The following is a 21,866-nucleotide window of genomic DNA, read 5'->3' as shown; positions in this document are numbered from 1 at the left end:
GAAGGAGGCCGCTGTGGCCGGCACCCTCAAGGCCGTCACCGACGCAAGCTTCGATGACGACGTGCTCAAGAACGACAAGCCCGTCCTGGTGGACTTCTGGGCCGCCTGGTGCGGTCCGTGCCGCCAGATCGCTCCGTCCCTCGAGGCCATCGCCGCCGAGTACGGCGACGAGATCGAGATCGTCAAGCTCAACATCGACGAGAACCCGGAGACGGCGGCCAAGTACGGCGTCATGTCCATCCCGACCCTGAACGTCTACCAGGGCGGCGAGGTCGTCAAGACCATCGTCGGCGCCAAGCCGAAGGCCGCCATCCTGCGCGACCTCGACGGCTTCGTCACCGCCAAGGCCTGACGCACCCGCGTCCGGCCGGACGCGATCGCGTGACACGGGGCCGCTCCCTGCCAGGGGCGGCCCCGTCCCCGTGCCCGGCCGGTACGGGACCGGGCCGCACCCGCCCTACAGCGGACGGAGCGCCGGTTCCTTCCGGGCCCCGCCCAGCAACCGGTCCAGGGCCAGCTCCACGTCTTCCTTCCACGACAGCGTGGACCGCAGCTCCAGCCGCAGCCGGGGACGCGTCGGGTGCGGGCGTACCGTCTTGAAGCCCACGGCCAGCAGATGGTCCGCCGGCAGCAGACAGGCCGGCCCCTCCCACCGGGCGTCACCGAACGCCTCGATCGCCCGGAACCCCCTGCGCAGCAAGTCCTTCGCCACCGTCTGGACCATCACCCGCCCCAGCCCCTGGCCCTGATACCCCGGCATGATCCACGAAGTGATGAGCTGGACGGCGTCCGGAGACACCGGACTGGTCGGAAACGCGGTCGCACGCGGCACGTACGCCGGCGGCGCGTACAGAACGAACCCCACGGGAACCTCGTCCACATAGACCACCCGGCCGCACGAGCCCCACTCCAGGAGCACGGCGGAGATCCACGCCTCCTTCTCCTCGGCAGGGTTCCCCGCCTTCACGGCTGCCTCGCCGCTGACGGGGTCCAGCTCCCAGAAGACACAGGACCGGCAACGCCGGGGCAGGTCTTGAAGGTTGTCCAGCGTGAGCGGTACCAGCCGACGACCCATGACCGCATCGTATCCACAGCTCGAATCACCCGAAACCGCGACAAGGCAAAGGGGGCGGTCCGCCCCGGAGCACACCGGCACGACCCGCCCCCGGCCCGGGGGTTACTCCCCGGCAGCGCCCTGGTCCAGCACCCGGCCCTCACCCGGCGCCAGCGTCCCCAGAATCCGCTCCAGATCCTCCATCGACGCGAACTCGACGGTGATCTTGCCCTTCTTCTGACCCAGATCCACCTTCACCCGCGTCTCGAACCGGTCCGACAGCCGCGTCGCCAGCTCGTTGAGCGCGGGCGCGACCCGGGCCCCCGCCCGCGGACCCTTGGGCTTCACCGCACTCGGCGACTCCGAACCCATCAACGCCACGATCTCCTCGACCGCACGCACCGACAGCCCCTCGGCCACGATCCGGTGCGCCAGACGGTCCTGCTCCTCGGAGCTGACCACCGACAGCAGGGCCCGCGCGTGCCCCGCCGACAGCACACCCGCCGCCACCCGGCGCTGCACGGGCGGGGAGAGCTTCAGCAGCCGCAGCGTGTTCGAAACCTGCGGACGGGAACGCCCGATCCGGTCCGCCAGCTGGTCGTGCGTGCAGTTGAAGTCCTGGAGCAACTGGTCGTACGCGGCCGCCTCCTCCAAGGGGTTCAGCTGCGCCCGGTGCAGGTTCTCCAGGAGCGCGTCCAGCAGCAGCTTCTCGTCGTCCGTCGCCCGAATGATCGCCGGAATGCGCTCCAGGCCGGCCTCCCGGCACGCCCGCCAGCGCCGCTCACCCATGATCAGCTCGTAGCGGCCCGGACCGGACTGGCGCACCACCACCGGCTGGAGCAGACCCACCTCCTGAATGGAGGTCACCAGCTCGGCCAGCGCGTCCTCGTCGAACACCTCGCGCGGCTGGCGCGGGTTCGGCGTGATGGAGTCCATCGGGAGCTCCGCGAACGTGGCCCCCGCGACCTCACCGGCCGCCGGAGCGGCAACCGGCTCCGGCTCGCTCACGGACGCGGCCACCACCGGTGTTTCACGTGAAACATCGGCCTGCGCCAGAGCAGCCAGCTTCGCCGCCGCGACACCCCGCTCCGAGGGCAGCACCGGCACCGCCGACGGAGACGTCGACCCGGCACCGATCACCGGCGGCACCTTCTCCTGGGGAGCCGCGGGAATCAGCGCGCCGAGCCCCCGCCCCAGCCCCCTACGTCGCTCACTCACTGGATCCCCTCCGCCATGCTCTGCGTGTTGTTCATGCCCGCACCCAGATGGGGGTGCTGGGGGTCGTACTGGAATCCGGCCCCGCGCAGCGCGATCTCCCGCGCCGCCTCCAGGTAGGAGAGGGAACCGCTGGAACCCGGGTCGTAGGTCAGCACCGTCTGCCCGTAGCTCGGAGCCTCCGAGATGCGGACCGACCGCGGGATGCTCGTGCGCAGCACCTCCTTGCCGAAGTGGGTGCGCACCTCCTCCGCCACCTGCGAGGCCAGCCGGGTCCTGCCGTCGTACATCGTCAGCAGGATCGTGGACACGTGCAGCGTCGGGTTCAGGTGGGCCCGCACCAGGTCCACATTGCGCAGCAGCTGGCCCAGCCCCTCCAGCGCGTAGTACTCGCACTGGATCGGGATCAGCACCTCCGCGCCCGCGACCAGGGCGTTCACCGTCAGCAGGCCCAGCGAGGGCGGGCAGTCGATCAGGATGTAGTCGAGCGGCTGCTCGTACGCCTGAATGGCCCTCTGGAGCCGGCTCTCCCGTGCGACCAGGGACACCAGCTCGATCTCGGCACCCGCCAGGTCGATCGTGGCCGGCGCGCAGAAGAGGCCCTCCACGTCGGCCACCGGCTGGACGACCTCCATCAGCGGGCGGCTGTCCACGAGCACGTCGTAGATGGACGGCACGTCCGCGTGGTGGTCGATGCCCAGCGCCGTCGAGGCATTGCCCTGCGGGTCGAGGTCGACCACCAGGACCCGCGCACCGTGCAGGGCCAGGGAGGCCGCCAGGTTCACGGTCGACGTGGTCTTGCCCACGCCGCCCTTCTGGTTGGCCACCACCATGATCCGGGTCTTCGGGGGCCTGGGCAGGCCTTCACCCGCACGTCCCAGGGCCTCGACCGCGATCTGGGCGGCCCGGCCGATGGGCGTGTCCTCGTTGTCGACCAGGGGCGGGGCCGATGTTTCACGTGAAACATCGTCGCCCGGGGATTCAGAGCGGGGACCGGGGACCGGATCGGCCATCGGCCCCGCAAGGTTGGCGTCTGACCGCACGGTGTCACTCTCCTCGGCAGCTGGCTCGCGATGAACAGAGCCTGCCATGTCACCGGGGTCGCGAACCAGCGGGGCCCGTACTCCTGTGGATGAATCCACCGATGTGGACAACTCCGTCCCCCCTTCGCCCTTGAGGAGACGGGGGGACGTGGCCGCACGACCGCGGCTGATGATTCCGTGCAGCAGAGAGCGACGTTTCACGTGAAACACGATGCCCGGACGGAGTCATCCGGCCGCTACGACACTCCGAAATCCATACCTATAGGGCTCAAACCCCTGTGACGTGCCTGCGGAAGGGGCTCAGCGACGCCGGCGCGTACGGCTCGTACGGGCCGCCTTGGCCCGCTTCGCCGCGAACCGCACCCCGCCGGGGCTTTCCCCGACCTCGACCCGCACCACGGTGGACAGCGGGTCCACGACCCCCTCGCCGACGTGCAGCACCGAGGTCTTGACCACACCGAGCTTGGTCAGCGCGGCCTTCGCCGCCACCAGCTCCTCCTCGGCGGTGTCGCCCTTCAGCGCCAGCATCTCCCCATACGGGCGCAGCAGGGGCACGCCCCAGCCGGCCAGCCGGTCCAGCGGGGCCACCGCGCGCGCCGTCACCACGTGCACCGGCGGGAGCTTGCCGAGGACTTCCTCGGCCCGCCCGCGCACCACCGTCACATGGTCGAGCCCCAGCAGCTCCACGACCTCCTGAAGGAAGTTCGTACGGCGCAGCAGCGGCTCCAGCAGCGTGATCTTCAGGTCCCGCCGCACCAGGGCCAGCGGAATGCCGGGGAGGCCGGCGCCCGAACCCACGTCGCACACGGTGACGCCCTCGGGCACCACTTCCGAGAGCACCGCGCAGTTCAGCAGGTGCCGCTCCCAGAGCCGCGGCACCTCGCGCGGCCCGATCAGGCCACGCTTGACCCCCGCGTCCGCCAGCAGCTCCGCGTAGCGCACAGCTTCCGGGAAATGCTCACCGAACACCGTGCGCGCCTCTTCGGGTGCCACAGGTGCTTCTTCGGGCATCGGGGGAAGCTCAGCTGCCTCCGTCACGGGGACCGTCCTTCCGTACCGCATGGTTCTGAACCCACGTCGACACTGCCGTCACTGCCAGGCTGACAAAGATCGGCCCCGCCTGCGAGACAGACGGGGCCGGACACGCACGCTTCCGGTCAGGCCGGAAGCACGACGACGAAGCGCTGCGGCTCCTCGCCCTCGGACTCGCTCCGCAGACCGGCCGCGGCCACCGCGTCGTGGACGACCTTCCGCTCGAAGGGGGTCATCGGCTCCAGCTTCAGGGGCTCGCCGGACGTCCTCACGTCCTCCGCGGCCTTGGCGCCGAGCGCCGTCAGCTCCTCGCGCTTCTTCGCACGGAAACCGCCGATGTCCAGCATCAGCCGGCTGCGGTCCCCGGTCTCGCGGTGCACGGCGAGGCGGGTCAGCTCCTGCAGAGCCTCCAGCACCTCGCCGTCGCGGCCGACGAGCTTCTGCAGGTCGCGCGCGGACTCGCTGACGATGGAGACAGAGGCGCGGTCCGCCTCGACATCCATGTCGATGTCGCCGTCCAGGTCGGCGATGTCCAGCAGGCCCTCGAGGTAATCGGCCGCGATCTCACCCTCCTGCTCGAGGCGGGTCAGGGTGTCGCCACTCTCAGCGGCGGCGGTGGTGGTGCCTTCCGTCACGGGAGGGACTCCTTCTTACTTCTTGGGAGAGGGCTTGCTGGGGGGCGTCTGGCGCTGAGACTTCGACTGCCGCTTGGGCTGCTGCCGCTTCTGGGCACCACCACCGCCGGCCGCATCGGAGTCGACCGTCGCCTCGACGCTCTTCGCCACGGAACCGTCCGCCTGCGCGGCCAGGCCCTGCTTGCTGAGACCGGTGATGAACTTGCGCTCGTTGTCGTTGCGGTCCGGACCCTTGGCCACGATCGCCGCGACGATCTTCTTCTTGCCCCGGCTCTTGAGCTCGCCGTGCGTGGAGATCTGCTTCAGCAGGCGCGTCAGGTACTGGTCCTGGGCCAGGCTGCCCGGGGTGGGGTTCCGGTTGATCACGAACATCTGCTGGCCCATGGTCCACAGGTTCGTGGTCAGCCAGTAGACGAGGACACCGACGGGGAAGTTGATGCCCATGAACGCGAAGATCAGGGGGAAGACGTACATCAGCATCTTCTGCTGCTGCATGAACGGCGTCTTGACCGAGAGGTCGACGTTCTTCTGCATCAGCTGGCGCTGCGTGTAGAACTGCGACAGCGACATCATCACGATCATGATCGCGGTGACGATCCGGACGTCGGTGATCGAGGCGCCCAGAGCGGCGACCTTGTCCGCACTGTCCGTGAACTTGGACGCGAGCGGGGCACCGAAGATGTGCGCGTTGCGCGCGCTCTCCAGCAGCGGGCCGTCGATCTCGCCGATCGGCTTGCCGTTGGCGATGCCGGCGAGCACGTGGTAGAGCGCGAAGAAGAACGGAGACTGCGCCAGGATGGGAAGGCACGAGGAGAGCGGGTTGGTACCCGTCTCCTTGTACAGCTTCATCATCTCTTCGGACTGGCGCTGCTTGTCGTTCTTGTAGCGCTCCTGGATCGCCTTCATCTTCGGCTGGATCGCCTGCATGCCGCGCGTCGCCTTGATCTGCTTCACGAAGAGCGGGATCAGGCAGATACGGATCAAGACCACCAAGGAGACGATGGACAGGCCCCAGGCCCAGCCACTGTCCGCGCCGAACATGGCGCCGTACACCTTGTGGAACTGGACGATGATCCACGAGACAGGCGTGGTAATAAAGCTGAACAGACTGGCAATCGTGTCCACTAATCAGGCTCCTTGAGCATTGCGAGATCTACGCAACGCACTGCGCAGCTGCTCGTGCCAACGCGGGCGTTTCCGGGGTGGGACGTGGTCCACGCCGCCCGGGGACCACGGATTGCACCGCAGGATCCGCCAGGCGGTCAGAGCCGTCCCCTTCACCGCACCATGCCGGTCGATGGCCGTGTACCCATAGTGCGAGCACGAGGGGTAGTAGCGGCACACCGGCCCGAGCAGCGGACTGATCGTCCACTGGTACAGCTTGATCAATGCGAGCAGCGGGTACTTCATCGAGCCACGCCTCCCAAGAGCCGCAGCAGTGCGGCGTCGAGGTCCCGGGCCAGCTCGTCGAGACCGGCATCACCCGCTCCGGGCAGAGCCCGTACCACCATCAGGCTACCTTCGGGCAGCTGAGACAGCCGCTCGCGGACGAGATGGCGCAAACGGCGCTTGACCCGGTTGCGTACCACGGCGATGCCGACAGCCTTGCTGACGACGAAACCCGCACGCGTCGAGGGATCGATCTCCCCCGACTCGTGCGGGTCCGTTGCACCGCTTGTACGTAGGTGGACGACGAGGAGCGGGCGACCAGCCCGACGACCTCGACGTACCGCGCTCGCGAAGTCCTCGCGCCGCCTCAGCCGATTTTCGGGAGACAGCACGACGTCACGATCCGCCCGTCAGTTACGCGGAGAGGGCGGCGCGGCCCTTGCCACGACGGTTCGCGAGGATCGCGCGACCGGCACGGGTACGCATCCGCAGGCGGAAGCCGTGGGTCTTGGCACGACGGCGGTTGTTCGGCTGGAAGGTGCGCTTGCTCACTCGGGGGCTCCAGAGAATAAATCGTTTAGGCGGGACATCGCCTGGCTGTCACCGTGCGCCCACGAGGAGAAAACTCGCGTGTTCGCCCGAGTGGCACCGCAAAACGATCACAACCAGTGATCTTCGCCCATCGGTAGGCAGGCGGCAGCAGCCATCGACAACTCGACCTCGTTACGGTACGCGCGGCTACGCCATCCGGTCAAACCGAGGCGGCGGTGCCCCACACTGTGCACAGGCTGTGGACAACGACTTGAACCGTACCCGCTGGCCTGACTACCGTTGCCTGACCCTGGATTTTTTGTCCCGACCGTCCCAAAGAACCACACATTCGTGGGACGGGACCCCCTCTGAGAGAGCGTGCTCTGTGGCTGACGTACCTGCCGATCTTGCCGCAGTGTGGCCAAGGGTGCTCGAAGGCCTCCTCGGGGAGGGACAGAACAGCATCGAGCCCAAGGACAAGCAGTGGGTCGAGCGCTGTCAGCCCCTGGCCCTGGTGGCGGACACCGCGCTGCTCGCCGTCCCCAATGAGTACGGCAAGCGCATCCTCGAGGGCCGGCTCGCCCCGCTGATCAGCGACGCCCTCAGCCGCGAGTGCGGCCGGCCCATCCGGATCGCGATCACCGTCGACGACTCCGCCGGCGAACCCTCGCCCCCGGCCCCCTCCGCGTCTTCCTCACGCGAGGGCTACGAACCGTACGGCGGTCAGCGCCCCGGCGGTCACACCGGGCCCATGGGCCACACGGGCCCCGGCGGTCACACCGGCCCGGCCGACGACCAGCTCCCCAATGCCCGTCCCGCCTACCCGGACTACCAGCAGCAGCGCTCCGAGCCCGGCGCCTGGCCCCGCGGCGGCCAGCAGGACGACTACGGCTGGCAGCAGCCCCGCCTCGGCGGCTTCCCTGAGCGCGATCCGTACGCCTCCCCGCAGCCCGGCTACATGCAGCAGTCGGAGCCCTCCTCCTACGACCAGGGCTCCTACGAACAGCAGAAGTACGAGGACCAGGGGTACAACGGTCAGCAGCAGCGCTCCGCCCGCCCGTACGAGCAGCAGGGTTACGAGCAGCAGTCCGCCCCGCGGCCGGCGCCCAGCCGGCCCGCGCCCTCGGCGCCGTCCGGCGGTTCCACCTCGGGCCCGCTGGAGCCGACCGCCCGGCTGAACCCCAAGTACCTCTTCGACACCTTCGTCATCGGCGCCTCCAACCGCTTCGCGCACGCCGCCGCAGTGGCCGTCGCCGAGGCGCCGGCGAAGGCGTACAACCCCCTCTTCATCTACGGGGAGTCGGGCCTCGGCAAGACGCACCTGCTGCACGCCATCGGGCACTACGCGCGGAGCCTCTACCCCGGCACCCGGGTGCGGTACGTGAGCTCCGAGGAGTTCACCAACGAGTTCATCAACTCGATCCGCGACGGCAAGGGCGACGCGTTCCGCAAGCGCTACCGCGAGATGGACATCCTGCTCGTCGACGACATCCAGTTCCTCGCGAGCAAGGAGTCGACGCAGGAGGAGTTCTTCCACACCTTCAATACGCTCCACAACGCCAACAAGCAGATCGTGCTCTCCTCCGACCGGCCGCCCAAGCAGCTCGTCACCCTGGAGGACCGGCTCCGCAACCGCTTCGAGTGGGGTCTGATCACCGACGTCCAGCCGCCCGAGCTGGAGACCCGCATCGCGATCCTGCGCAAGAAGGCCGTGCAGGAGCAGCTCAACGCCCCGCCGGAGGTGCTGGAGTTCATCGCCTCCCGGATCTCGCGCAACATCCGCGAGCTGGAGGGGGCGCTGATCCGGGTCACGGCCTTCGCGAGCCTGAACCGGCAGCCGGTGGACCTCGGCCTGACCGAGGACGTGCTGAAGAACCTGATCCCCGGCGGCGAGGACAGCGCACCCGAGATCACGGCGACGGACATCATGGCCGCCACCGCCGACTACTTCGGCCTGACCGTGGACGACCTGTGCGGCTCCTCGCGCAGCCGCGTGCTGGTCACCGCCCGGCAGATCGCCATGTACCTGTGCCGGGAGCTCACGGACCTCTCGCTGCCCAAGATCGGCGCGCAGTTCGGCGGCCGCGACCACACCACCGTCATGCACGCGGACCGCAAGATCCGCGCCCTGATGGCGGAACGCCGGTCCATCTACAACCAGGTGACCGAGCTCACCAACCGCATCAAGAACGGCTGACGCCGGCTCCGTGGACGTGCCGTACGGGCGCCGCCGAGCCCTTCGCCGAGCCCTTCCAAACGCTTTAAGAGGGCGCTCCCGGGTCACTTCGGGGGCGCCCTTCTTCATGTGCGCGCCCCCAACCTGTTCGAATACGCCCCCTGGGAGGCAACTCATCCACAGATTGGGCGACTTTCTTCCGTCCACACCCTGGGGACGGGGTCCGCTACCCACAAGACTGTCCACAGGCCCCAGGTGTGAGGCACCATCAGGGCTGGTCAGACCCCTGTGGATTTGTGCGCAACGACTGTCCACAGCCTGTGGACGAAATATTCATCCACAGGCCTGTCCACCGCGTTGTCCACCGCCGGTCCACAGCTTCCCGGGTCCTGTGCACAGGATCAGACGACTTCCCCACACCGTTGTCCACTGTTCGGCAACGGGGAACCCTCCATCACCGCCCCGAGTGAAAGCCGTCACACCGAAGTCGACGTTTGGGTTGTGGAGTACTCGGGAAAACCTGGGGACACACCTGTGGAGTAGTCGGGGTCATCTGGGGATGGCCTGTGCAGAAGTTTTCGTTCTCCACAGAGACACGAGGTTGTCCACCGGTGTCGCCCACAGGGTGTGTGCATAAAAAACCGGGGCTGACCTGTGGAAACACTGTTATCCACCGTTTCCACAGGCCCTACTACTACCCCCATAGAGAGTTAGCCCGGTTTCGGTTTTCAAGCAGGACCTGTGCACAACTCGGTGGATCGCCCTCCCCGACACCTCGCTCCCGACTTGACCGCCAGCAGCCACGACTGTCGGCGCCGTACGTCAGACTGGTCCCCGGCATCGGTCGAGGCATCGACGAGCCGACGACGAAGGCCGGCAGGACGAGCGAGCAACAGCAGGAGGCGGTTTCCGGTGAAGATCCGGGTGGAGCGCGACGTACTCGCGGAGGCGGTGGCCTGGGCTGCCCGTAGCCTCCCGGCCCGGCCGCCGGTGCCCGTTCTCGCGGGCCTGCTGCTGAAGGCCGAGGAGGGCAAGCTGTCCCTCTCCGGCTTCGACTACGAGGTCTCGGCCCGCGTCTCCGTCGAGGCGGACGTCGAGGAGGACGGCACGGTCCTGGTCTCCGGCCGGCTGCTCGCCGACATCTGCCGCGCCCTCCCCAACCGCCCAGTGGAGATTTCCACAGACGGTGTACGGGCGACCGTGGTCTGCGGCTCCTCGCGCTTCACCCTCCACACGCTGCCCGTGGAGGAGTACCCGGCGCTGCCGACGATGCCCACCGCGACCGGCACCGTGCCCGGTGAGGTCTTCGCCTCCGCCGCCGCCCAGGTCGCCATCGCCGCGGGCCGCGACGACACGCTGCCCGTGCTGACCGGTGTGCGCATCGAGATCGAGGGCGACAAGGTCACGCTGGCCTCCACCGACCGCTACCGCTTCGCGGTCCGCGAGTTCCTGTGGAAGCCCGAGGACCCGGAGGCCTCGGCCGTGGCCCTGGTGCCCGCCAAGACCCTCCTGGACACCGCCAAGTCGCTCACCAGCGGCGACACGGTCACCATCGCGCTGTCGGGCTCCGGCCAGGGCGAGGGCCTCATCGGCTTCGAGGGCGCCGGCCGCCGCACCACCACCCGCCTCCTCGAGGGCGACCTGCCGAAGTACCGCACGCTCTTCCCGACGGAGTTCAACTCGGTCGCCGTGATCGAGACCGCCCCGTTCGTCGAGGCCGTCAAGCGCGTGGCCCTCGTCGCCGAGCGCAACACCCCGGTCCGCCTCAGCTTCGAGCAGGGCGTGCTGATCCTGGAGGCCGGCTCCTCCGACGACGCACAGGCTGTGGAGCGCGTCGACGCGAAGCTGGAGGGCGACGACATCTCGATCGCCTTCAACCCGACCTTCCTGCTGGACGGCCTGAGCGCGATCGACTCCCCGGCCGCGCAGCTGAGCTTCACCACGTCCACCAAGCCGGCGCTGCTCAGCGGCCGCCCGGCGGTCGACGCCGAGGCCGACGAGGCGTACAAGTACCTGATCATGCCGGTCCGCCTCTCCGGCTGAGCCCGGACACGACGCGGCAAGCCCCCTCGGGCCCGTCCCCGCTCCCCGCGGGACCGGGCCCGAGGGCGTTCCGCCTCCCGCCCGCGAAGCCCCGTAAAGGCCTTGCAGCGGCCTCGCAGCGGGCTCGCAGCGGGCTCGCAGCGGCTCCTGGCGGCCGCGCGGGAGCCCGTACGGAGCCTCGTGCGCGGCCCGCCGCGCACCCCGGAGCCGACACCCGGAGTGCCCGTGGCGCCGGGCGCCGCGGCCCGGCGTAGGCTCGGCACGGGGGGATGTCCCCGGGCAGGGGAGCACCCCGGCACAGACGGCCACAACGGTTAAGGAACCACCTGATGGAGCTTGGTCTCGTCGGTCTCGGCAAGATGGGTGGCAACATGCGCGAGCGCATCCGCCGCGCCGGCCACACCGTCATCGGATACGACCGCAACCCGGACCTCGCCGACGTCCACAGCCTGTCGGAACTTGTGGACAGCCTGCAGGCCCCCCGCGTGGTGTGGGTGATGGTCCCCGCCGGCGCGGCGACGCAGTCCACCGTCGACGAGCTCGCGGGGCTGCTCTCGCCCGGCGACATCGTCGTCGACGGCGGGAACTCCCGCTGGACCGACGACGAGAAGCACGGCGCCGAGCTGGCGGCCAAGGGCATCGGCTTCGTGGACTGCGGAGTCTCCGGCGGCGTATGGGGCCTGGAGAACGGCTACGCGCTGATGTACGGCGGCGACAAGGAGCACGTCGCGGCCGTCCAGCCGGTCTTCGACGCACTGAAGCCCGAGGGCGAGTTCGGCGCGGTGCACGCGGGCAAGATCGGCGCGGGGCACTTCGCGAAGATGGTCCACAACGGCATCGAGTACGCCATGATGCAGGCCTACGCCGAGGGCTGGGAGCTCCTGGAGAAGGTCGACTCGGTCACCGACGTCCGCGAGGTCTTCCGGTCCTGGCAGGAGGGCACGGTCATCCGTTCCTGGCTGCTGGACCTGGCCGTGAACGCGCTGGACGAGGACGAGCACCTGGAGCAGCTGCGCGGTTTCGCGCAGGACTCTGGCGAGGGCCGCTGGACGGTCGAGGCCGCGATCGACAACGCCGTGCCGCTGCCCGCGATCACGGCCTCGCTCTTCGCGCGCTTCGCCTCGCGCCAGGAGGACTCCCCGCAGATGAAGATGATCGCCGCGCTGCGCAACCAGTTCGGCGGCCACGCGGTCGAGAAGAAGTAATCCACAACCGCTCCACAGGCTCCACGGTCCACCGGTGCACAGTCCGCCGGATCACGGTCCGCCGGTGCACAGCCTGTGGAGCGGAGCACGGCAGAGCAGCAGGAAGCCGGGGGAGGTCGGCGCCACATGCACGTTTCCCATCTCTCGTTGGCCGACTTCCGCTCGTACGCCCGGGCCGAGGTTCCGCTCGACCCGGGCGTCACCGCTTTCGTGGGCCCCAACGGCCAGGGCAAGACCAATCTCGTCGAGGCGATCGGCTACCTCGCGACGCTCGGCAGCCACCGCGTCTCCGCGGACGCCCCGCTCGTGCGGATGGGGGCCGAGCGGGCCGTCATCCGGGCCGCCGTCACCCAGGGCGAGCGGCAGCAGCTCGTGGAGCTGGAGCTGAACCCGGGCCGCGCCAACCGGGCCCGGATCAACAGGTCCTCGCAGGTCAGGCCGCGGGACGTGCTGGGGATCGTGCGCACGGTGCTGTTCGCCCCCGAGGACCTGGCTCTGGTCAAGGGCGATCCGGGGGAGCGGCGCCGCTTCCTCGACGAGCTCGTCACGGCCCGCTCGCCGCGCATGGCGGCCGTCCGCTCGGACTACGAACGGGTGCTCAAGCAGCGCAACACCCTGCTGAAGTCGGCGGCGATGGCCCGCCGGCACGGCGGCCGCTCGCTGGACCTGTCCACCCTCGACGTGTGGGACCAGCACCTGGCGCGCACGGGCGCGGAGCTGCTGGCCCACCGGCTCGACCTGCTCGCGACGCTGCTGCCGCTGGCGGACAAGGCGTACGAGCAGCTCGCGCCCGGCGGCGGCCCGCTCGGGGTGGCCTACAAGTCCTCCGCGGGCGAGCAGGTGGACCGCGGGGAGGCGCGCACCCGCGAGGCGCTGTACGAGGTCCTCCTCGGCTCCCTGGCCGAGGTGCGCAAGGGCGAGATCGAGCGCGGGGTGACCCTGGTCGGCCCGCACCGCGACGACGTGGTGCTGCGGCTCGGGGAGCTGCCGGCCAAGGGGTACGCGAGCCACGGCGAGTCCTGGTCGTACGCGCTGGCGCTGCGGCTGGCCTCCTACGAGCTGCTGCGCGCGGAGGGCAGCGAGCCGGTGCTGATCCTCGACGACGTGTTCGCGGAGCTGGACGCGCGGCGCCGGGAGCGGCTGGCGGAGCTGGTGGCGCCGGGCGAGCAGGTGCTGGTGACGGCGGCGGTGGACGACGACGTGCCCGGGGTGCTGGTCGGGACCCGGTTCGCGGTGTCGGGCGGGGAGGTGACCCGGCTGTGAGCGGCAAGAAGCAGGAGCCGGCCGCGCAGGAGCCGCCGCGCAAGGTGCCCGAGCCCTCGGGCGTGGACCTGGCGCGCCAGGCGCTGGCGGCGGCGCGCGAGCAGGCGCGGGCCCGCGGCAACGCGGCGCAGAACAAGAAGGGCCGCTACCAGCCGGGTCTGCGCTCGGGCGCCCGCGCGGACGGCCGGGACCCGATGCCGCTGATGGCGGCGCTGGACCGGCTGCGCACGGAGCGCGGCTGGGAGATGCCGATGGCGGTGGCGGGCGTGATGGAGCGCTGGCCGGAGATCGTCGGCCAGGACATCGCGACGCACTGCGTGCCGGACCGGTACGAGGACCGCGAGCTGGTGGTGCGCTGTGATTCCTCGGCGTGGGCGGCGCAGCTGAAGCTGCTGGCCCCGCAGCTGGTGGCGCGGCTCAACGCGGACCTGGGGCAGGGCACCGTCAGGCTGATCAAGGTGCACGGTCCGGGCGGCGGGCCGAAGCGGTACGGGCCCTGGCGGGCGCCGGGGAGCACCGGCCCGGGGGACACCTACGGGTGATCGGGGGGAGTCCGGCCCGGCGTGGTGCGACCGCGCGCGGGGGACTTCGTACGCCTGCCCGCGCGCACACCCGTACGGGTGAGTAGGGGTCGGGCGGTCACCCGTACGGACGCGGTCGCGGGTGGTGTCCCTCACGGTAGCGGGAGGTTGACAGCCCGAAGCTCTCAATGCCCGTGTGAGCCTCTTTGGGCCCCTGCCCGTATATGGGGAGTCGGAGAGAGGAGTTTCCGGGCGGCACATGCGGACTCAGGTACCGGCAAACGCCCATTCATGGGGGTGATACCGGTAGACTGAACGAGAATCCCGCGCACGCGCGGGATCCAGTCGAGTAAAGCTGACCACCGCTGACAACGCAGATCGACGCAGCCGCTCCCGCTTGCATGCATGCCGGCCCGGAGTACGGCCTGTGCTGTGCCAGAAAGGGCGCTTCGTGGCCGATTCCGGCAACCCCAACGACAACCAGTCCACAGTCGGCCAGAACGGCGAGGTCACGTCCTCGTACGACGCCAGTGCCATCCAGGTCCTCGAGGGCCTGGACGCGGTCCGCAAGCGGCCCGGCATGTACATCGGCTCGACCGGTGAGCGCGGGCTCCACCACCTCGTGTACGAGGTCGTCGACAACTCGGTCGACGAGGCCCTGGCCGGGCACGCGGACACCATCGACGTGACGATCCTCGCCGACGGCGGCGTACGCGTGGTCGACAACGGCCGCGGTATCCCGGTCGGCATCGTGCCGTCCGAGGGGAAGCCGGCCGTCGAGGTCGTGCTGACGGTGCTGCACGCGGGCGGCAAGTTCGGCGGTGGCGGCTACGCCGTTTCCGGCGGTCTGCACGGCGTCGGCGTCTCCGTCGTGAACGCCCTGTCCACCAAGGTGGCCGTCGAGGTCAAGACCGACGGTTTCCGCTGGACCCAGGACTACAAGCTCGGTGTCCCCACCGCGGCCCTGCTGAAGAACGAGGAGACGTCCGAGACGGGCACCTCGGTGACCTTCTGGGCCGACGGCGACATCTTCGAGACCACCGAGTACTCCTTCGAGACGCTCTCGCGCCGCTTCCAGGAGATGGCCTTCCTCAACAAGGGCCTGACCCTCTCGCTGACGGACGAGCGCGAGTCGGCGAAGGCCACGATGGGCGCGGACACCGCCGAGGAGACCGACGACCAGCAGGCGCGGACGGTCAAGTACCACTACGAGGGCGGCATCGTCGACTTCGTGAAGTACCTGAACGCGCGCAAGGGCGAGCTGATCCACCCGACCGTCATCGACGTCGAGGCCGAGGACAAGGAGCGCATGCTCTCGGTCGAGATCGCGATGCAGTGGAACTCGCAGTACACCGAGGGCGTCTACTCCTTCGCGAACACGATCCACACGCACGAGGGCGGTACCCACGAAGAGGGCTTCCGCGCGGCGATGACGGGTCTGGTGAACCGCTACGCGCGCGAGAAGAAGTTCCTGCGCGAGAAGGACGACAACCTCGCCGGTGAGGACATCCGCGAGGGTCTGACGGCGATCATCTCGGTGAAGCTGGGCGAGCCGCAGTTCGAGGGCCAGACGAAGACCAAGCTGGGCAACACGGAGGCGAAGACCTTCGTGCAGAAGGTCGTGCACGAGCACCTCAACGACTGGTTCGACCGCAACCCGAACGAGGCCGCGGACATCATCCGCAAGTCGATCCAGGCGGCCACGGCGCGCGTCGCGGCCCGCAAGGCCCGTGACCTCACCCGTCGCAAGGGTCTGCTGGAGTCGGCCTCGCTGCCGGGCAAGCTGTCGGACTGCCAGTCCAACGACCCGACCAAGTGCGAGATCTTCATCGTCGAGGGCGACTCGGCCGGCGGCTCGGCGAAGTCCGGCCGCAACCCGATGTACCAGGCCATCCTGCCGATCCGCGGCAAGATCCTGAACGTCGAGAAGGCGCGCATCGACAAGATCCTCCAGAACACCGAGGTCCAGGCGCTGATCAGCGCCTTCGGCACGGGTGTGCACGAGGACTTCGACATCGAGAAGCTCCGCTATCACAAGATCATCCTGATGGCGGACGCCGACGTCGACGGCCAGCACATCAACACCCTGCTGCTGACCTTCCTGTTCCGCTTCATGCGGCCGCTGGTCGAGGCCGGGCACGTGTACCTGTCGCGTCCGCCGCTGTACAAGATCAAGTGGGGCCGCGACGACTTCGAGTACGCGTACTCGGACCGCGAGCGCGACGCCCTGGTCGAGCTCGGCAAGCAGAACGGCAAGCGGATCAAGGAAGACTCGATCCAGCGCTTCAAGGGTCTGGGCGAGATGAACGCCGAGGAACTGCGCATCACCACCATGGACGTGGACCACCGCGTGCTCGGCCAGGTCACCCTGGACGACGCCGCGCAGGCCGACGACCTGTTCTCGGTGCTGATGGGTGAGGACGTCGAAGCCCGGCGCTCCTTCATCCAGCGCAACGCCAAGGACGTTCGCTTCCTCGACATCTGAGTCGGCTCAGCTGACCGCCTGAAAGGACCTTTGACCAGCAATGGCCGACGAAACCACGCCCACCGCCGCTGAATCCGCCGAGGAGCAGCCCGTCGTGCGCATCGAGCCCGTCGGGCTCGAGACGGAGATGCAGCGCTCCTACCTCGACTACGCGATGTCCGTCATCGTCTCGCGCGCGCTGCCCGACGTACGGGACGGCCTCAAGCCGGTCCACCGTCGTGTGCTGTACGCGATGTACGACGGCGGTTACCGGCCCGAGAAGGGCTTCTACAAGTGCGCCCGCGTCGTCGGTGACGTCATGGGCACGTACCACCCGCACGGTGACTCCTCGATCTACGACGCCCTGGTCCGTCTGGCCCAGCCGTGGTCGCTGCGCATGCCGCTGGTGGACTCCAACGGCAACTTCGGCTCCCCGGGCAACGACCCGGCGGCCGCGATGCGGTACACCGAGTGCAAGCTCATGCCGCTGGCCATGGAGATGCTCCGGGACATCGACGAGGAGACCGTCGACTTCACGGACAACTACGACGGCCGCAACCAGGAGCCGACCGTCCTTCCGGCGCGGTTCCCGAACCTGCTGATCAACGGCTCCGCCGGTATCGCGGTCGGCATGGCCACCAACATCCCGCCGCACAACCTGCGCGAGGTCGCGGCCGGCGCCCAGTGGGCGCTGGAGCACCCGGAGGCCTCGCACGAGGAGCTCCAGGACGCGCTCATCGAGCGGATCAAGGGCCCGGACTTCCCGTCGGGCGCCCTGGTCGTGGGCCGCAAGGGCATCGAGGAGGCGTACCGGACCGGTCGCGGCTCCATCACGATGCGCGCGGTGGTCGAGGTCGAGGAGATCCAGAACCGCCAGTGCCTGGTGGTCACGGAGCTTCCGTACCAGACCAACCCCGACAACCTGGCGCAGAAGATCGCCGACCTGGTGAAGGACGGCAAGGTCGGCGGCATCGCCGACGTCCGCGACGAGACCTCGTCCCGGACCGGCCAGCGCCTGGTGATCGTCCTCAAGCGCGACGCCGTCGCCAAGGTCGTGCTGAACAACCTGTACAAGCACACCGACCTGCAGACGAACTTCGGCGCGAACATGCTGGCGCTGGTGGACGGCGTGCCGCGCACGCTGTCGATCGACGCGTTCATCCGCCACTGGGTGACGCACCAGATCGAGGTCATCGTCCGGCGCACGCGCTTCCGCCTGCGCAAGGCGGAGGAGCGCGCCCACATCCTGCGCGGTCTGCTCAAGGCGCTGGACGCGATCGACGAGGTCATCGCGCTGATCCGGCGCAGCAACACGGTCGAGATCGCCCGCGAGGGCCTGATGGGCCTGCTGTCGATCGACGAGATCCAGGCGAACGCGATCCTGGAGATGCAGCTGCGCCGCCTGGCGGCCCTGGAGCGGCAGAAGATCGTCGCCGAGCACGACGAGCTCCAGGCCAAGATCAACGAGTACAACGCGATCCTGGCCTCCGAGGAGCGCCAGCGTCAGATCGTCAGCGAGGAACTGGCGGCCATCGTCGAGAAGTTCGGCGACGACCGGCGTTCCAAGCTGGTGCCCTTCGACGGCGACATGTCCATGGAGGACCTGATCGCCGAAGAGGACATCGTCGTCACGATCACCCACGGCGGGTACGTCAAGCGCACCAAGACCGAGGACTACCGCTCGCAGAAGCGCGGCGGCAAGGGCGTGCGCGGCACGAAGCTGAAGCAGGACGACCTCGTCGACCACTTCTTCGTGTCCACCACGCACCACTGGCTGCTGTTCTTCACGAACAAGGGCCGGGTCTACCGGTCCAAGGCGTACGAGCTGCCGGACGCCGGCCGCGACGCCCGCGGGCAGCACGTGGCGAACCTGCTGGCCTTCCAGCCGGACGAGAAGATCGCCCAGATCCTCGCGATCCGCGACTACGAGGCCGCCCCGTACCTGATCCTGGCCACCAAGGGCGGCCTGGTGAAGAAGACGGCGCTCAAGGACTACGACTCGCCCCGTTCGGGTGGCGTCATCGCCATCAACCTGCGGGAGACCGAGGACGGCAGCGACGACGAGCTGATCGGCGCCGAGCTGGTGTCCGCCGAGGACGACCTGCTGCTCATCAGCAAGAAGGCGCAGTCGATCCGCTTCACGGCGACCGACGACGCGCTGCGCCCGATGGGCCGCGCCACCTCGGGCGTGAAGGGCATGAGTTTCCGCGGAGGGGACGAACTGCTGTCCATGAGCGTGGTCCGGCCCGGTACGTTCGTCTTCACCGCGACCGACGGCGGCTACGCCAAGCGGACGCCGGTGGACGAGTACCGCGTCCAGGGCCGTGGTGGCCTGGGCATCAAGGCGGCGAAGATCGTGGAGGACCGCGGCTCGCTCGTCGGGGCGCTCGTGGTCGACGAAACGGACGAAATCCTCGCCATCACGCTCAGCGGTGGTGTGATTCGTACGCGCGTCAACGAAGTACGGGAGACCGGCCGTGACACCATGGGCGTCCAGCTGATCAACCTGGGCAAGCGCGATGCCGTCGTCGGCATCGCCCGCAACGCGGAGGCCGGTCAGGAAACTGACGAGGCCGACGACAGCGAGAACGAGATCGGGACCGAGGCGGCCGCCGAAGGGCTGACCGCCGAGGCTGCCGGGGGCACGGAGCCCTCGGCTGGGGAGCACGAGGAGTAAGCGTGAGCGGAGCCACGGGCGCCGGACCGGCCCACACTGGAGCGAACGGTGCCCGTGGCCCCGCCGCGGACGCGCAGGGGGGAACCGTGACGGACACCCGAGGACCGCAGCCGCCCCAGCCTCAGGCGGGGGCCGGCCCTCAGCAGCCCTACCACCCGCCGCAGGCGTACTCGGCGCCCCAGGGCCCCGGGGCGCCGCGCGGGGCCGGCGACGCCGGTGCGCAGCGCAAGCCGCGCACGGGGGCCCGTACGGCGCCCAGGACGCGCAAGGCGCGGCTGCGGGTGGCCAAGGCGGACCCCTGGTCGGTGATGAAGGTCAGCTTCCTGCTGTCGATCGCGCTGGGCGTGTGCACGATCGTCGCGGCGGTGGTGCTGTGGATGGTCATGGACGCCATGGGCATCTTCTCCAGCGTCGGCGGCACGATCAGTGAGGCCACCGGCTCGAACGAGAGCAACGGCTTCGACCTCCAGACCTTCCTGTCGCTGCCGCGCGTTCTGATCTTCACGACGGTGATCTCGGTCATCGACGTGGTGCTCATGACGGCGCTGGCGACCCTGGGCGCGTTCATCTACAACCTGTCGGCGGGCTTCGTCGGCGGTGTGGAGCTGACGCTCGCCGAGGACGAGTAGAGCTTCCGGGAACGGGGCTGGTGACCTGCGCAGACGGGTCACGGGAACCGATTTTGGAGTCACCGGGTCTGTGCGCTAACCTTCAGAAGTCAGCGCGCAGCGCGGATGGGGCTATAGCTCAGTTGGTTAGAGCGCATCCCTGATAAGGATGAGGCCACAGGTTCAAATCCTGTTAGCCCCACAGTGTCGAAGACCCCCAGGCCCATGGCCTGGGGGTCTTTGCCGTTGGGCCAGTTGGTGGGGTGACAGGTCACCGATCGGTATCGGTCGGTGTGTATTGTTGGGCGCCAGAAGTCCCCTACGTCAACGAAAGACGAGGTCGCGCGGTGAAGAAGCTGCTCCTGGTCGCACTGGCCGCCATCGGCGGGCTCCTCGTGTACCGCCAGATCCAGGCGGACCGTGCGGAGCAGGACCTGTGGACGGAGGCAACCGACTCCGTGCCTTCTGGTTCCGGTGTGTGAGACCCGAGGTTGATCCCAGAGCCCCGACTGCCGCTGCGGTCGGGGCTTTGTGCTGCTCTGTGACGAATTATTGCGGTATGCAAAGAAGTTGCTTGCGTTGGCAAACTCGGGGTGGGTGCGTGTGATGGGTGGGGTACGTCGGGTACGGACGGCCGCCGCGGCGGCGCTGGCCGCCCTCGGGCTGGCCCTGGCCCTGCCGGGAGCGGCGGGCGCGGCCGGGACCCCGCAGCCGGTGCCCGCCTACCGGGGCGCGGACGGTGCGCTCGCGGTGGCGGGGAAGTCCTCCACGGCCGGTGCGCCGGAGCTGAAGGCCGGCTCGGTCTACAAGGACACGCTCGCCCCCGGGGAGCGGTACTACCGGCTCAACCTCGACGACCGGTCGAGCGTGTACGTCTCCGCGGTGCTGCAGCCCCCGCACGGTGCCAAGGTGAGCTACGGCGACGGCCTGGAGGTGGACGTCCTCAGCATCGAGAACCGCTCCTGCCAGAGCGGTCCGGGACGGGCCTCCTTCGGGTACGACGCCGTCCCCATCAGCGCGGTGGGCGGCCGGATCATGCAGGAGGACGCCGCCTGCCAGGGGACCGGCACCTACTACGTCAAGGTCGCGCGCGAGACGGCCAAGGACGGGGACCCGGCGCCCTGGCCCCTGGAACTGCGGGTCCAGCGCGAGCCGAAGCTCGGCGGCAGCAACGCACCCACCGCCGCCCCCAGCGTCTGGCCCTCCGCCTCCCCGACCCTGCCGGGCAGCGACGCGGCCGCGCGGGCCGGCGGGACCGGCTTCAACGACGCGCGGGCCCTGGACAGCGGGGTGTGGAGCGACGAGCTGCGGCCCGGGCAGACCCGGTACTACCGGGTGCCGCTCGACTGGGGGCAGCAGCTGGGCCTCGCGGCGGAACTCTCGGCGGCGACGATGACGAAGGACTCCGGGTACGCCTCGCCCGGGCTCTCCGTCGCGCTGTACAGCCCGTACCGGTCCCTGATCGACAGCGAGGACGCCTCGTACGACGGGAAGCAGGCGGGGCTCATGCTGCCGCGGACACCGCCGGTGGCCTACGAGAACCGCTTTGCGTCCGACCGCAAGCTCGGGGCGGTCCGGGTGGCCGGCTGGTACTACGTCGCGGTGACCATGGCGGGGAAGGCCGGGGAGTTCACCCAGGACGCGGTGCCCGTCCCGCTGACCCTGCGCACGCAGATCATCGGGGCCCCGGGCAAGGCTCCGGCGTACGCGGAGGACCTCGCGGCGGCCGGGTTCGGGGTGGGGGCCGAGGACCGTACGGCCGCCAAGGAGGGCACCACGGCGGTGGAGGCCGGCGTTGCCGCGGAGAACCGGTCGGTGATGCGGATGGTCGCGGGCGCCGGCTTCGGCACGGGGACGCTGCTGCTGCTCGTGCTCGGCGGCTGGACCCTGCTGGCCCGGCGGCGCACGGCCTAGGTGTGTTGTCCGGGCAGGTTGGTGACGCGGCTGGCGGGTGTTTGGCTTTGGATGCCGGTGTGGGGTCGGTGGTAGTTGTACCAGTCGATCCAGTCG

General features: G+C 69.3%; 20 protein-coding genes, 1 tRNA gene and 1 pseudogene. 12 read left to right on the top strand and 10 right to left on the bottom strand.

The features are described from left to right. Positions 1–13: 13 nt before the first annotated feature. Positions 14–352, top strand: coding sequence for a thioredoxin (gene trxA / locus ACWCP2_RS02295; RefSeq protein ID WP_450906709.1), 339 nt, complete (start codon positions 14–16; stop codon positions 350–352). A gap of 105 nt (positions 353–457) precedes the next feature. On the opposite strand, the gene ACWCP2_RS02290 is transcribed toward trxA, so the two are convergent. The 9 genes from ACWCP2_RS02290 to rpmH form a co-directional block, all read right to left on the bottom strand. Next, the gene (locus tag ACWCP2_RS02290; protein WP_399376024.1) at positions 458–1,075 is read right to left on the bottom strand and encodes a GNAT family N-acetyltransferase; all 618 of its coding nucleotides are present in this window, start codon (positions 1,073–1,075) and stop codon (positions 458–460) included. Between the two features lie 102 nt (positions 1,076–1,177). Continuing rightward, on the bottom strand, positions 1,178–2,272 hold the full coding sequence (locus ACWCP2_RS02285; protein WP_450906708.1) for a ParB/RepB/Spo0J family partition protein: 1,095 nt from the start codon (positions 2,270–2,272) through the stop codon (positions 1,178–1,180). After that, positions 2,269–3,360: a ParA family protein gene (locus ACWCP2_RS02280; protein WP_450906707.1), complete on the bottom strand. Its 1,092-nt coding sequence runs from the start codon at positions 3,358–3,360 to the stop codon at positions 2,269–2,271. Before ACWCP2_RS02280 ends, ACWCP2_RS02285 begins: the two co-directional genes overlap by 4 nt. Before the next feature lie 252 nt (positions 3,361–3,612). After that, a complete protein-coding gene (gene rsmG / locus ACWCP2_RS02275) occupies positions 3,613–4,323 on the bottom strand; it encodes a 16S rRNA (guanine(527)-N(7))-methyltransferase RsmG (RefSeq protein ID WP_450906706.1) in 711 nt (236 codons plus the stop codon). 146 nt (positions 4,324–4,469) lie between these two features. Continuing rightward, the gene (locus tag ACWCP2_RS02270) at positions 4,470–4,979 is read right to left on the bottom strand and encodes a Jag family protein (protein WP_450906705.1); all 510 of its coding nucleotides are present in this window, start codon (positions 4,977–4,979) and stop codon (positions 4,470–4,472) included. Positions 4,980–4,994: 15 nt separating this feature from the next. Then, on the bottom strand, positions 4,995–6,104 hold the full coding sequence (gene yidC / locus ACWCP2_RS02265) for a membrane protein insertase YidC (RefSeq protein ID WP_450906704.1): 1,110 nt from the start codon (positions 6,102–6,104) through the stop codon (positions 4,995–4,997). A 3-nt stretch (positions 6,105–6,107) separates the two neighbouring features. Next, positions 6,108–6,389: a membrane protein insertion efficiency factor YidD gene (yidD, locus tag ACWCP2_RS02260; protein WP_076043740.1), complete on the bottom strand. Its 282-nt coding sequence runs from the start codon at positions 6,387–6,389 to the stop codon at positions 6,108–6,110. Beyond that, positions 6,386–6,760 carry a ribonuclease P protein component gene (gene rnpA, locus ACWCP2_RS02255; protein ID WP_382748376.1) on the bottom strand — a complete coding sequence of 125 codons (375 nt, stop codon included), beginning with the start codon at positions 6,758–6,760 and terminating at the stop codon, positions 6,386–6,388. The genes yidD and rnpA overlap by 4 nt, the downstream gene beginning before the upstream one ends. A 22-nt stretch (positions 6,761–6,782) precedes the next feature. Beyond that, entirely contained in the window at positions 6,783–6,920 is a 138-nt protein-coding gene (gene rpmH, locus ACWCP2_RS02250) for a 50S ribosomal protein L34 (RefSeq protein ID WP_008741645.1), read from the bottom strand. Between the two features lie 769 nt (positions 6,921–7,689). Between rpmH and dnaA the strand changes: the two are divergent. The 11 genes and pseudogenes from dnaA to ACWCP2_RS02195 all read left to right on the top strand — a co-directional run. Next, positions 7,690–9,096, top strand: a pseudogene (gene dnaA, locus ACWCP2_RS02245) (chromosomal replication initiator protein DnaA); the annotation flags it as partial. 891 nt (positions 9,097–9,987) lie between these two features. Beyond that, complete coding sequence (gene dnaN / locus ACWCP2_RS02240) at positions 9,988–11,118, top strand: DNA polymerase III subunit beta (protein ID WP_243331110.1); 1,131 nt, start codon at positions 9,988–9,990, stop codon at positions 11,116–11,118. Between the two features lie 329 nt (positions 11,119–11,447). Then, on the top strand, positions 11,448–12,323 hold the full coding sequence (gnd, locus tag ACWCP2_RS02235) for a phosphogluconate dehydrogenase (NAD(+)-dependent, decarboxylating) (RefSeq protein WP_450906703.1): 876 nt from the start codon (positions 11,448–11,450) through the stop codon (positions 12,321–12,323). A gap of 126 nt (positions 12,324–12,449) precedes the next feature. Continuing rightward, complete coding sequence (recF, locus tag ACWCP2_RS02230) at positions 12,450–13,586, top strand: DNA replication/repair protein RecF (RefSeq protein WP_450906702.1); 1,137 nt, start codon at positions 12,450–12,452, stop codon at positions 13,584–13,586. Continuing rightward, the gene (locus ACWCP2_RS02225; RefSeq protein ID WP_450906701.1) at positions 13,583–14,128 is read left to right on the top strand and encodes a DUF721 domain-containing protein; all 546 of its coding nucleotides are present in this window, start codon (positions 13,583–13,585) and stop codon (positions 14,126–14,128) included. Before recF ends, ACWCP2_RS02225 begins: the two co-directional genes overlap by 4 nt. A 406-nt stretch (positions 14,129–14,534) precedes the next feature. Then, entirely contained in the window at positions 14,535–16,592 is a 2,058-nt protein-coding gene (gyrB, locus tag ACWCP2_RS02220; RefSeq protein ID WP_450906700.1) for a DNA topoisomerase (ATP-hydrolyzing) subunit B, read from the top strand. A 40-nt stretch (positions 16,593–16,632) separates the two neighbouring features. After that, entirely contained in the window at positions 16,633–19,248 is a 2,616-nt protein-coding gene (gene gyrA / locus ACWCP2_RS02215; protein WP_450906699.1) for a DNA gyrase subunit A, read from the top strand. An 86-nt stretch (positions 19,249–19,334) separates the two neighbouring features. Beyond that, on the top strand, positions 19,335–19,877 hold the full coding sequence (locus tag ACWCP2_RS02210; RefSeq protein WP_450906698.1) for a DUF3566 domain-containing protein: 543 nt from the start codon (positions 19,335–19,337) through the stop codon (positions 19,875–19,877). A gap of 107 nt (positions 19,878–19,984) precedes the next feature. Then, positions 19,985–20,058, top strand: a tRNA-Ile gene (locus tag ACWCP2_RS02205). A gap of 145 nt (positions 20,059–20,203) precedes the next feature. Further along, the gene (locus tag ACWCP2_RS02200) at positions 20,204–20,338 is read left to right on the top strand and encodes a DLW-39 family protein (protein ID WP_208809277.1); all 135 of its coding nucleotides are present in this window, start codon (positions 20,204–20,206) and stop codon (positions 20,336–20,338) included. A gap of 124 nt (positions 20,339–20,462) precedes the next feature. After that, entirely contained in the window at positions 20,463–21,770 is a 1,308-nt protein-coding gene (locus ACWCP2_RS02195) for a hypothetical protein (RefSeq protein ID WP_450906697.1), read from the top strand. Here ACWCP2_RS02195 and ACWCP2_RS02190 read toward each other — a convergent pair. Continuing rightward, positions 21,767–21,866, bottom strand: a 100-nt coding sequence (locus ACWCP2_RS02190; RefSeq protein WP_450906922.1) for an integrase core domain-containing protein, incomplete at its 5' end; no start/stop codon positions are given. The genes ACWCP2_RS02195 and ACWCP2_RS02190 overlap by 4 nt on opposite strands.

The sequence above is a fragment of the Streptomyces sp. NPDC002104 genome (assembly GCF_053593795.1).
Note: the sequence above shows the minus strand (reverse complement) of the source record. Positions and strands in the feature narration are given on the sequence as shown.